An 11,942-nucleotide genomic window follows, 5' to 3' on the forward strand; every position below is an offset into this window, starting at 1 on the left:
CGTTTTAAAGCTGTCGCCAGAAGCTTCTGACGACAGCTTTATCATTGATCAAAGCGCAACTTTTTCTTTTTTATCACCGTCAATGGGGATACGATACCATTCTAAATACGTATAATTACCAACTGTTGTTCCTGTCCATTTTCCATACTCTTCCGATAAAGGTTCTTCGTTCTTTACTTCTGGAACATGCTCTTTCTACTCATGATCATTCGCTTCCTCACCAGTAAAATGTTCCATTAATGTGAGGGCATCATCTGTTTTGTCATATGGAATATCAAGCTCTTCTATGTCATGATGATCAAACAAAGAATATGTGATAGTTTCAGATATTTCAGGAGGATCTTCAAATTCTATAATATTATATTCCCCTACATACTCCATATTAATTTCTTTCACTAAAAAACTCCTCTTAGCTATTGTTAAGCTGACCTTGAAATCTACTATATCCATGTTATCTAGAAAAAACTCGACACTCTGCCTTTCAAAAGATGATGTCTTTGAAAACGCTGGGTATAAAGATTGGATTAATTCTTGATTTTCTTCTAGGTCCACACCAGTATATTGATAGTAATAGGCATCTGCATCCTCACTAAATGTTAACTGGTCAAAATATGTATAGAATTCTTCCATTCCAGTCTCTAACTGTTTAGGTGAATCGGATAATTCTGCCCTCAATAAATAATCGAGTTCAGGACTGAGATCATAATAAACAGTATCTTCTACATAATAAGTTTTCATCTCCTCTATTTCTTCAAAAAATTGCTGATCTGTCTTCATGGAAGCCTCGAATGGCTCGACAATAACGCTCCCTTCGAGTTCCAGATCCATTTGCTCATCTAGCCCATCAATAAGCTCAGACTGAAGCGTAAAGGAATAATTCTCTAAGTCTCTCATCTCTTCAATAGTTTTTTCTAATATTTCTCTTTCTGATAGATTTTCCTCACTACATGCGGTAAGGAAAAAAACCCCTAGCATAGTTAGCCACCATTTCTGTTTCATGTAATTCTCCTTTTGTCGATAATCCCTTCTCATTATAACTTACTACACACGGAAAATATATAATAAATAGATCGTAGGAGCCTTTTCCTCCAAACCTGTATATAGTTAATAAAATGTGTTGCTTTTCAGATAATTACATGATATTCTGTAAATATTTTGACGAAGCATGTCGACAGAAACTTTAACTTACATTCCACATCATAAATAACGGGGGATTACTATGTCATCACGAAATTCATTACGTAACGTCACGGTAGGTTTTATGTTATTTGCTCTGTTCTTTGGAGCAGGAAATCTCATCTTTCCTCCACAGCTAGGTCAAGCTGCAGGAGAGAATCTATTTTCCGCAAACCTAGGTTTCATCATTACCGGAGTCGGACTACCAGTACTTGCTGTTTTAGCATTAGGCATATCAGGGAAAAATAATTTACAATCATTGGCAAGCCATGTACACCCATTGTATGGCCTGCTATTTACCGTTGCACTATATTTAACGATCGGTCCATTGTTTGCTTTACCAAGAACAAATACTGTTGCATATGAAATAGGAATTCTTCCGTTTCTTAATAATCAATCGAGTAATGGGTCACTGCTTATCTTTACGATCATTTTCTTTGGATTATCTTTATATTTCTCCTTACAATCTAAAAAGCTTGTAAATATTATTGGTAATATATTGACACCATTGCTGTTGATCGTTATTGCTTTATTGATCTTAGCTGCATTTTTTAACCCCATTGGAACCATTCAAGAACCAACAGAAGCTTATGCGGTAAACAGCTTTTTCAAAGGTTTCCAAGAAGGTTATTTGACGATGGATGTCTTAGCGGCATTCGTTTTTGGCATTATTATTATTAATGCCATCAAAGGTCAAGGCTCTATTTCCAAAAAAGAGCTCCTAGTTTATACCATGAAAGCTGCTTTAATAGCGGCTGTACTATTGGCTATTGTCTACTCCTCCCTTGCTTATCTTGGGGCAATCAGTGTCGAAGAGATTGGATATATGGCTAACGGAGGAGCGATTTTAGCGGCAACCTCTTCCTTCTATTTTGGAGCATACGGAAAAATAATCCTTGGAATTATTGTTGTTGCAGCTTGTTTAACGACAAGTATCGGTTTAATTACATCCTGTGCATCTTATTTTAATGAAATTGTGCCGACTATCTCTTACAAAGTTTGGGTGATTATTTTCACATTGTTTAGTGCCATTATTTCAAACTTTGGATTAACTACTATCATCGAGTTTTCTGTACCTGTACTGTCCATGCTTTATCCACTGGCAATGTGCTTGATGGTATTAACATTCCTGGACCCTCTTTTCAAAGGGAGAAAAGAAGTCTATCAAGTGAGTATCCTCTTTACATTTATAGTAGCATTGTTTGATGGATTGAATGAAGCAGGAATAAACCTTCAGGTAGTTAATGACTTATTCACTACTATACTCCCGTTGTATACAGTAGGATTAGGTTGGATTGTCCCGGCAATAGTAGGGGGAATATTAGGTCTGGGGTTAAGTCTCATCAAAAAAGTTAAATAAAAAACGAGGAAAAAATAAAGTGCCAGTCACCTGTGACAAATTAATTCACTAAAGGGACTGGCACTTATTCACATCCTTTTATTCTTCCAATACAACCCGTGTATTACCAATCATGTCATGGATCCCTTGCTTTTGTGTGGTAAATGCGACAAATAAATACAACAATACAGTGATTGGAAATACTCGGTGGATGAATCTGCCGACTACCTCCCGAAAAATGAGATCGCTCCATCTGAGTGTTTGACTATCCTCACGAATGACTCTCAAACCAAAAATCATTTTACCTAATGTCTGGTTAAAGAACTTTGTCATCAGTAAAAAGTAGACATAAAAAACAACCGAACTAACGATCCCTGTGACTGTCCAAAAACCAATTTCAAGGGGAGCACCATCATTGATGAATCTAAATGGTATAAGTAAGATGCCGTTAATACTGAATACAATAATTAAATCAGTAAGGTATGCCCAAAATCGCATCCAAAACCCGGCATATCTTCTACTGGCTGTTGGTTTTGGTGAATACGCTATTTGTTCTTCAGTCATTCCGACACCTCCTTATTGTGAATAGAGATACATCGCACGTGGCGCATTATGCTCTCGTAACAAATTTTTAATACCAATTAAATCTGATTCTGACTTGAACATACTTTGAACAGTTCCACCAAGCCACTGGTTAAAATTCATTCCGGGCTCATATTCAATCACTTGAGCATTCCCTAGATCGTGATCTTCCCTCATCATTTCTATCGTATCATCCAATGAACCAAGTTCATCAACAAGCTCAACCTCTTGCGCTTGTGCTCCTGTATAGACTCGACCATCACCTAACTCTCGTACACGATCCTCTGACATACCTCTGCCGTCCACAATGACTTGAACAAACTCAGCATACATCTCGTCTATCATGGTTTGTAATAACTCTCGTTCCTCATCTGTCATTTGTCGCGACATCGACATAATATCTTTATATTCGCCACTCTTAATTGTATTAAAATCAATACCATGTTCATCTGCAAATTCAGCAAAATTAAAGCTTTCCATAATGACACCAATTGAACCGGTAAGAGTCGCGTTATGCGCAATAATTTTATCTGCTGGTGCGCTAATATAATATCCACCTGAGGCAGCTGTATTGCCCATTGATACATAGATTGGTTTTTGATATTGCTCTTGAATTTCCAAGATTTTATCATGAATCTCTGCACTTTCCACTATTCCACCACCAGGTGTGTTCACACGTAAAATAATCCCATTGACACGATTATCTTCTCCCGCTTTATCGAGCATTGCTAAAAAGCGTTCATGGTTATAAGAATTCGTATTGATTAACGTACTTGGCGTAGTGTCTTGAATAACGCCATTTAAATGGAGCACTGCAATTTTATTCGTACCTGCCCCTCTTTCCACTATCTTTTCATTAAAGTTATCGTTAGGGTCTTGAAAATTAAGCATGTTTTCAAAATCAGCAGTTGCTAGGCTTGATAATAGCTGAAAGCCTATAGAAGCAAAAAATAATCCTGCTGCAACTACCAAAGCAATCCAGCGCTTTTTGTTCATAGATATCTCCTCCATTTTAAACTTAGTACACTTCAAAGCGAGACTCAGGGATTGATAAGGTGAATAGGTATGAATCCTTTCCTTACCAATTGTGCTAAAAACACACTCTCCTAGTAAAAGGTATGTAATAAATTTTTTATTATGGTTAACTATTTAACCATAATATCCCCTACTGCATTTTATCATAATGGATAATGTTTCACTAAAATTTATTATCAGTAACATGGAGCGGCCCCAAATTATCAACCATTATGACTTATTTTTTGAAATAGAGCATGTTTTATTCTAACTAATAGCTAAGAATGATTGTTAGTAATGACTTTTGTTAATCCCCTTAGGCATTTTTTTGAAAAATATCCTCCTAATTTAATACCTCTTCCTCATATTACAGTGCTTCCTTTCGACATATTATCATTCAAACTTTTTTGAATTTACTCTTAAAATAAAACGATAATTTTTTATTGTTTTATTTAAATATTTGTATATAATAAAATTATAAGAAAATATATATTTTTTTCAGGAGGGATGCTATATGAAGATCGATAAGCTAATTTCTTGGATAAACATCTCCAGACTTGTATTTTTCATTTTTATCCTATGGCTGTATATTGACAGTCTCCTACTAAAAGGCAATTACACCACGTTTACAAATTTACAATTGTTTGGCAATACCGATATTGCTATTCCTGCGTTTACCCCCTATCAGTTTACCATTATCCAAACAATTCCTTTATTTATCTTAGTACTGTTAGGAACAGAGAAATTTATATCGGTATTAAAGCTTCTCAAAAAAACTGGTACACCATTTAATCAAGAAACCATTACGATATTCAGAAAATTTAGTGTAACCATTCTTATCTTTGGTGCCGTACAGACAGTATTAAATATGCTGGGGGGACTTGCTAATTTACTACCACAAAATGGATTGAATTTGGAGATCATTATTTTTATTTTTCCTGTCGAGTACGTTATAGGATTTCTGATAATAGTAGGCTTTGCTTATATATTTGAGCTAGCCTATAATATAAAGCAAGAAAATAATTTATTTATATAGGATGAAGCATGATGAAGATTGTTGTAAGATTAGACAGAGTGATGGCTGATAGAAAAATATCCTTAACGGAACTTTCTGAACAAGTTGGATTGACGACCGTTAATTTATCCTTATTGAAAACCGGTAAAGCGAAAGGTGTAAGATTTAATACTTTAGCAGCTATATGTAAAGTCTTAGAGTGTCAACCTGGGGATATTTTAGAGTACAGAGACGAATAATGTTTGTTTCTGATCAACTATTCGCTGAAAGGGCGATTAAACATCTGTTGGGAGCACCTAGCCGTGGACATGGCTCCACTTTATCCACATAATCCGTTTTTTCTTTTCTAGACAAAAAACCAAAAGTGTCCAAAGCGGCACTTTTGGTTTTTTGATTTGATGTGTTGGAGCTATTCTAGGTTAGCGTGTTGTGTATACATTTTATTGCCATGTAATTCTTTTTTCTCCATAAGACTTAATACAAGTGAATCATAAAATAACAACAAAGATTGTTCAAATAGGGAACCCATTGGTTGAATCGTTTTTACTTCACTCTCATTTTCTGCCTTAGCTTTAGCAGGAATTGTTACTGTAATATTCGCCAATTGCCCTATACTTGATTCTGGAGCAGTTGTAGCCAAGGCAACAGTAGCTCCAATGCTTTTTGCTTTTTCAGCCATCGCTAGCAAACTTTTCGTTTCTCCGGATCCAGAACCAATAATCAATAAATCATTCTTTGTTAAACTAGGGGTTATCGTCTCACCAACGACATACACATTTACATTCATGTGCATTAATCTCATCGCGAATGATTTCCCCATAAATCCAGATCTTCCTGTACCAGCAACAAATACCTTATCAGCTTTCGTGATCGCCTCTAATATTTGTTCTGTGTCCTCATCCTTGATTAGATCAGCTGTACGCTTTAATTCACTGATGACTTCTAACATATATTGTGTAGTCTGCATAATTGCCTCAGTCCTTATGCTTTATCCATTATTGCTCTTATTTCGGCAGCTACAGCTTTTTTATCCTCTTGTCCGGCAATACCACCACCAACAATCACTAGGTCGGGATGTGATTCTACAACTTCTGGTATCGTATCTAACTTGATTCCTCCTGCAACAGCTGTCTTCGCGTTTTTGACAATACCTTTAATTGTTTCAAGCTGGGCAAACGGATTTTCTCCTTCTGCTTGTAAATCATATCCAGTATGAACACAAATATAATCCACACCTAAATTATCGATTTCCTTCGCACGCTGCTCTAAATCCTTCACATTAATCATATCGACGAGGATTTTTGAGCCGTGTTTTTGTGCTTCTTCCACCGCACCCTTAATCGTTGCATCATCTGTTGCTCCAAGTACGGTGACAATGTCAGCTCCTGCTTCAGATGCCTTCATTACTTCGTATGCACCGGCATCCATAATTTTCAAATCAGCTAAAACTTTTAAATGAGGAAATGCATCCTTCATTTCCTTAACTGCTCTAAGCCCTTCGTTTATTACAACGGGTGTACCAATCTCAACTATATCAATATGATCTTGCACCTCGTTTACCACTTCTTTACCTTCTGGAATATTAACTAAATCTAATGCTAATTGAAGTTCCATTTCCTTCACTCCTATTATGGTTATTTGTGTTATATCTCCATTGTAAAGCGCCTAAATAAAAAGCGGAAGTACGCACTTTCAACGCAAATAGTTACAAAAAATTCACTTAGTATCTTTTGTTATTGTGCTTAGCGATCTTTAGTCAGCTTAAGTTTTCCCCAATTTTAAAAACCATATGTCATAAAAATCTTGACACATGGTTTTAATGATTAACATTAAGAGTTTTCTACTATCTTTATATCGTCACGGTCTTTTAGTGCAATCTCCATATAATTTTTTCCCCATTCATATAATGAATCGAGAATAGGCATTAAGCTTTGACCATGTTCAGTTAAAGAATATTCCACTTTAGGCGGGACAACGGGATATACTTCGCGATGTATGATCCGATCCTCTTCTAGCTCCTTTAATTGATTCGCTAACATTCTTTGTGTGATACCTGGCATTAAAGCTTTCAGCTCACTGAATCGCTTCGTACCCTCTTTCCCTAAATGCCACAAGATTAATATTTTCCATTTACCTCCGATAACGGCAAGTGTTAATTCCTTTTCGCAATTATATGTTTTTCCGCATACATGTCCCATTGTATATCATCCTTTATTTAAGTAATTATAGAAAGTATTAGTGTATATTGTAGGCATTCAACCTATTTCACAAGCTTTACTATTATGAAAACATAAATTAATAATGGTGTCACTTTATTGAATTTTGTCATAAGTGAGGCTATGATCAGCGTAGGGCTCTTTACAGACGTTTAGCACGTGGTTTAAAAGCAGAACATATCTTGACAAGCTCTGCTCTATTTCTGATTGCATTTGATTGTCGCTTACTTTTACCCGATTTTTCTTTTTCTCGCTTTTTTACTATGGTCATTAATAATCAATTTTCTAGATAGAAAGATCCCCTTTACTCAGTAAAGGGGATCTTTCTTACTCTGCTTTTTTGTTACGAATCACCATCAGCATCATCGCTCCTATGACCAAGATTAACAACCCAGCCATTAACCAGTTGAAGGTGGAAGTAGATGTTTCCGGTAAACTATGTCCTTCTTCACTTCCATTTCCAAACTTGGTAGTTTCTTTTGTTTCATCTTTTTTTGGTTGATCAGTACCAAGATCACCATCATTGTCGCTTTGCTGTTCCTTTGGATTTTGTGGGGCCTCGGGATCTTTTGGATCTTCGGGTTCTAGTATATCTTCAGCTTCCAATACAGTAAATGTACTGAAATGGTTAGTTGTTCCTATCACAAAACCTTCCTGATATTCACCACCGATAGCTTCCCATTCGCCCTGCTCATTTAAGAAAAATATTTGTAAAGCTTCCGTATCGTCAACTTCATCTCTGTTAACAGGGAAAACTAATGTTACTGCTTCTTCGAACTCAGAAATAATGTCTGCACCATCGAGGATGGTAAAATCATAGACCGCACTAATTGGATTTGGATCATCCAATTTTTCTAAAATAATCGATAACTGATGATTATTCGTAAAATTGACAGCTGGAACTCGTAATGTTACTTCTTGCTCTTTGACAATTTCAATTACTGCATTTTTTTGTACCAGATCAGCTAATTGATCACTTGTAATATCCACTTGAACAATTGCTGATTCCATTTCTGTTACATCAATAGTCAATGTTCCATTATCAGCTAATCTTTCAACAGATTCATCTGAAATTGTAGCAATTTGATCCGTGATAACCACATCTGCATGAACATGATCTTGTTTTTGTGTTTCCTCATCACGGTCAGACTCGTTATCGTCCTCATTTTCTATAGGATCCTCTACTTCAGGTATTTCATCTTCTTGATCTTGCTCAAATAATACTATATCATTCTCACTACGTGGCTTCAGTTGAATGGTTCCATTAAATTGACTGGAGATTCCAGTGATGGAGACGACATCGCCATTCGCGAATTCAAAACCTGCAAAGGTAAGTCCTGTACGATTGTCTACACGGACAAGCACTGATTCTCCATCTACTGTTGCGATAAACTCAAAGGTTCCATATTCATTCACTTCTTCTAATTCTGAAATAACCGCTTCTTCAATTTGTACAAGCTGTGACTCATTTTCCAGTGAAATCTGAGAAGGAGTCACATTTATTGGAGCTGGTACATTTTCCTCTCCTAACTTTTCGATCTTCGTTAAGGAAGAGATTTGAACCTCTCCATTATAGGTTCCTTTTTCACCAGTAAGTCGAACAACATCCCCTGCTTTAAGATCTAGATCGTTTTGAAAAACATAGATCCCAGCAGTATTATCCTGCAAATAGAAGCCTTTTCCTCCCCAATTACCCGTATTGGTTGTCACGATACCTTCGATGGTAACTTTCTGACCATCTTCTGTATTTCTAGCTTCACTGATCCCAATTGGTTCACTTGGTTCTGTTGGTACAGGTTCCTCTTCGTCCCCGATAAATTCAAAACTGGTTGGAGATCGGAGACCTGGACGGCTAAAATATGCTTCTAAATCACCCGTAATTTGAATTAATTTCCCTAGGTTATCAGGATTATCCACTAGATTTAGTTGACTGCGAATTGTATTATTTGGCAGTTGAACTGGTAAAATGTTATCCATATTTCGCTCATCTGGCGAATCAGCTAACATTAAGTTTGTTGTAGCATAATCACCATCAAAGTTACCCGTCATTGTACCAACAATATAACCCCGTACAGTCTTCGTTCCTTCATTATTTGCAATTGCTTGGGCAACGGTTAAATAATCAGCATCTGTTGGCGGATCTGGTGTAATGTCTGTGATAGTAATACGAGAGCCTTCTTGATAGTCGATAGCACCATCATGATTTCTCACATATTCTACTACAGCTACCCAAACTGGACCAAAATCACCACTAATTGTTTCACTTCCTAAATTATAAAATGTCGTTCCGTGCATATAATCGTTATAAGCAACCACATATTCCTTCGAATCTTCCAATGGGCTACCATCTGGTAATGTTAATTCAACATCTACAAATTGATTATTTTCTTTGATTAATTTGTAGTGTAAACCTGAAACTTGCAAATCAACACTACTATAGTAATTTGATTGTGTTAAAATAACCTCTTTTAATTGATCTGCTGTTGTTTTTACTACCATTATTTCATTTCCAAATTGATCAAGAAACTCAATTTGACTATCTGTAATAATACCTGCTGGGATATTGCCGGTTACCGATGAACCATTAAGGATTCCAAAATCAGCACCCGTAATTTGCCGTACAGCGTCCGTGTAAAGATTTCCTAATCCAGAATCACCTACATCACTATTTTCAGCAGATAAACCATTTTCTGTAGAACCAATTTCTTCTCCCTCAATTGGAGCTTCATTGGATACTTCGATACTGATGCGTTCGTTACCAGCATAATTAATCTTCTCACCATTCTCTGTAAGATGCTTCGCATATGTGATCATTGCATCTGTCATCATACCAGTTAATGCTTCTAATACTTCTCCTTCAAAATTATAGCCACTTCCACCTAACCCGATATAATCTCCAACAGCAACCACATATGTTTTATCCTCTTCAACAGGTTCACCATTTACTTCTAAATCCGCATCCATGTACTTACCAGCATTATTCGTAATAATTTTATAATGAAGTCCAGATGTTTGCAGATCTATCCTGTTGCGATCATCGCGCTCATAGGAGTATTGAATGACATCTTTAATTGCCGCGCCTGTCATCTCATATTTCATAATTTCATTAGCAAAAGGCTCAATCGTATAAATATCATTAACGGTAATTGGCCCCGTAGCAATGTTCGCCCGTATTCCACCGTTATTAGTTAAAGCAATATCTGAATCTGTTTTGAAACGCATGGCATCTGTCCAAAAATTACCTAATGCAGTATCCAGACTACCATTTCTGCTCAGTCCAGTGTCAGTGTAACCAATTTCTTCTGACAAAAGCTCATCCATTTCGTTATTGTACTGATCTACTTTTGCCTGAATATCAGCATCTGTTTCTGTTAAGTCACTTACACGTTGCAAAAAACCTTCCACTGATTCTACTTCATCTGTTTCAGGGTTATAGTGGATACTAAGGTTTCCAATGTTAGCTGCGTCTCCACCTGTTTGAACAATTGGTGTTCCGTTCACAACGTTTGGTTGACTTAGGGTAGTATGAGAATGACCACCGATTATCACATCAAAGAAATCCACTTCTTGTGCCAGCTTTTGATCCTCTGAATAACCGATATGTGTTAATGCAATAAGAACATCTGTTTCCTCTTGTAGATATTCATATTGTTTAGCTGTCTCAATTGGATCTTCAAATGAAATTCCTACTACGTTAGCGGGAGCAGTAGCTGGGGGAGTCTCAGTCAAAGAGAAAACACCAACAGTTAACCCATTGACATCAAAGATGTGGAAAGGTTCGGGCTGTGGGAAATCTACTTCTGTATCACTTCCAACGATTGTATTGGCACTCAACCATGGAAAATTAGATTCAGCAATTCGTTTTACTGTTTCTTCCTGACCGTAATCAAAATCATGGTTACCAATTGCCATTGCTTGTAGTCCCATATCATTGAATAAATCAATAATAGGTTCGCCAAACTGTAGATCGACAACCGGGTTTCCACTAAATATATCCCCTGCATCTAAGTAGATCGAGTATTCCGCTGCTGCTCTCTCTGTTTGTATGTATGCTGCGATTTTCCCAAAGTCATTTATTTTTGCATGAATGTCATTCGTATGCAGTACTTTTAATTCAATTAGCTCATTGTCTTCTGCAGTTTCCGCTGACACGGATGCAACTAATCCAACCATTAAAAAGACTATCACTACAAGAGCTGTAAGTAGTTTCTGCAAGCGTTGTAAATTCATCATTTGTTATTCCTCCCTTTATATTAATGTTATACCTATACAATAGTGATTATATAGGTTGAATACTAAATGATTGTTAAGTTAATGTAAAAACTGATCAACAACTGTATGATTATGTATAATAATAGGTGAAAACACTTGGATGGGAAGGGTATATATGCTTGTTACCATTAATAACAAAACTATTTCACTGTTTAAGGGAGCAACATTGAAACATGCCTTATTAAAAACAGACGAGAATTTATACATGGATGTCATGAAAGAAAAAGCAGTCATCAAAGATCAAGAAGGAAACATTACTGGTATTAATGGAGCAGTTGCGGATGGATGGGCTTATTTTGTAGAGAAGAGGGAGAAATAATGGTCAGCG

General features: G+C 36.5%; 11 protein-coding genes. 4 read left to right on the forward strand and 7 right to left on the reverse strand.

Features of this window, described 5'->3' with window-relative positions; translation table 11 throughout:
- Positions 1 to 195 precede the first annotated feature (195 nt).
- Positions 196 to 999: a DUF6612 family protein gene (locus ACTNEP_RS10870; RefSeq protein ID WP_441161989.1), complete on the reverse strand. Its 804-nt coding sequence runs from the start codon at positions 997 to 999 to the stop codon at positions 196 to 198.
- A 220-nt stretch (positions 1,000 to 1,219) separates the two neighbouring features.
- Here ACTNEP_RS10870 and brnQ point away from each other — a divergent pair, with 220 nt between their 5' ends.
- Positions 1,220 to 2,536, forward strand: a complete 1,317-nt coding sequence (gene brnQ, locus ACTNEP_RS10875; protein WP_441161991.1) for a branched-chain amino acid transport system II carrier protein — start codon at positions 1,220 to 1,222, stop codon at positions 2,534 to 2,536.
- Between the two features lie 78 nt (positions 2,537 to 2,614).
- On the opposite strand, the gene ACTNEP_RS10880 is transcribed toward brnQ, so the two are convergent.
- Positions 2,615 to 3,079 carry an RDD family protein gene (locus ACTNEP_RS10880; RefSeq protein ID WP_441161992.1) on the reverse strand — a complete coding sequence of 155 codons (465 nt, stop codon included), beginning with the start codon at positions 3,077 to 3,079 and terminating at the stop codon, positions 2,615 to 2,617.
- Positions 3,080 to 3,091: 12 nt separating this feature from the next.
- Positions 3,092 to 4,093 (reverse strand): signal peptide peptidase SppA, encoded by a 1,002-nt coding sequence (gene sppA / locus ACTNEP_RS10885; RefSeq protein ID WP_441161994.1) that lies wholly within the window; start codon positions 4,091 to 4,093, stop codon positions 3,092 to 3,094.
- A gap of 532 nt (positions 4,094 to 4,625) precedes the next feature.
- Between sppA and ACTNEP_RS10890 the strand changes: the two genes are divergently transcribed.
- Entirely contained in the window at positions 4,626 to 5,147 is a 522-nt protein-coding gene (locus ACTNEP_RS10890; protein WP_441161996.1) for a hypothetical protein, read from the forward strand.
- 11 nt (positions 5,148 to 5,158) lie between these two features.
- Entirely contained in the window at positions 5,159 to 5,365 is a 207-nt protein-coding gene (locus ACTNEP_RS10895) for a helix-turn-helix domain-containing protein (RefSeq protein WP_441161998.1), read from the forward strand.
- A gap of 170 nt (positions 5,366 to 5,535) precedes the next feature.
- Here ACTNEP_RS10895 and hxlB read toward each other — a convergent pair whose 3' ends face one another.
- From hxlB to ACTNEP_RS10915, 4 genes are all read right to left on the reverse strand, one after another.
- Complete coding sequence (gene hxlB / locus ACTNEP_RS10900; RefSeq protein WP_441161999.1) at positions 5,536 to 6,093, reverse strand: 6-phospho-3-hexuloisomerase; 558 nt, start codon at positions 6,091 to 6,093, stop codon at positions 5,536 to 5,538.
- 14 nt (positions 6,094 to 6,107) lie between these two features.
- Entirely contained in the window at positions 6,108 to 6,740 is a 633-nt protein-coding gene (gene hxlA, locus ACTNEP_RS10905) for a 3-hexulose-6-phosphate synthase (protein ID WP_441162001.1), read from the reverse strand.
- 215 nt (positions 6,741 to 6,955) lie between these two features.
- Positions 6,956 to 7,324, reverse strand: a complete 369-nt coding sequence (locus ACTNEP_RS10910; protein ID WP_441162003.1) for a winged helix-turn-helix transcriptional regulator — start codon at positions 7,322 to 7,324, stop codon at positions 6,956 to 6,958.
- Between the two features lie 345 nt (positions 7,325 to 7,669).
- Positions 7,670 to 11,575, reverse strand: coding sequence for a 5'-nucleotidase C-terminal domain-containing protein (locus ACTNEP_RS10915; protein ID WP_441162005.1), 3,906 nt, complete (start codon positions 11,573 to 11,575; stop codon positions 7,670 to 7,672).
- A gap of 139 nt (positions 11,576 to 11,714) precedes the next feature.
- Between ACTNEP_RS10915 and ACTNEP_RS10920 the strand changes: the two genes are divergently transcribed.
- Positions 11,715 to 11,933, forward strand: coding sequence for a hypothetical protein (locus tag ACTNEP_RS10920; RefSeq protein ID WP_441162007.1), 219 nt, complete (start codon positions 11,715 to 11,717; stop codon positions 11,931 to 11,933).
- Positions 11,934 to 11,942 lie beyond the last annotated feature (9 nt).

It is taken from the genome of Gracilibacillus sp. HCP3S3_G5_2 (assembly GCF_052063305.1).
Classification (GTDB): domain Bacteria; phylum Bacillota; class Bacilli; order Bacillales; family Amphibacillaceae; genus Gracilibacillus.

Coding starts and splice junctions, on each gene's coding strand:
- ACTNEP_RS10870 (WP_441161989.1), bottom strand. CDS start 999: ATGAAACAGAAATGGTGGCTAACTATGCTAGGGGTTTTTTTCCTTACC.
- brnQ (WP_441161991.1), top strand. CDS start 1,220: ATGTCATCACGAAATTCATTACGTAACGTCACGGTAGGTTTTATGTTA.
- ACTNEP_RS10880 (WP_441161992.1), bottom strand. CDS start 3,079: ATGACTGAAGAACAAATAGCGTATTCACCAAAACCAACAGCCAGTAGA.
- sppA (WP_441161994.1), bottom strand. CDS start 4,093: ATGAACAAAAAGCGCTGGATTGCTTTGGTAGTTGCAGCAGGATTATTT.
- ACTNEP_RS10890 (WP_441161996.1), top strand. CDS start 4,626: ATGAAGATCGATAAGCTAATTTCTTGGATAAACATCTCCAGACTTGTA.
- ACTNEP_RS10895 (WP_441161998.1), top strand. CDS start 5,159: ATGAAGATTGTTGTAAGATTAGACAGAGTGATGGCTGATAGAAAAATA.
- hxlB (WP_441161999.1), bottom strand. CDS start 6,093: ATGCAGACTACACAATATATGTTAGAAGTCATCAGTGAATTAAAGCGT.
- hxlA (WP_441162001.1), bottom strand. CDS start 6,740: ATGGAACTTCAATTAGCATTAGATTTAGTTAATATTCCAGAAGGTAAA.
- ACTNEP_RS10910 (WP_441162003.1), bottom strand. CDS start 7,324: ATGGGACATGTATGCGGAAAAACATATAATTGCGAAAAGGAATTAACA.
- ACTNEP_RS10915 (WP_441162005.1), bottom strand. CDS start 11,575: ATGATGAATTTACAACGCTTGCAGAAACTACTTACAGCTCTTGTAGTG.
- ACTNEP_RS10920 (WP_441162007.1), top strand. CDS start 11,715: ATGGGAAGGGTATATATGCTTGTTACCATTAATAACAAAACTATTTCA.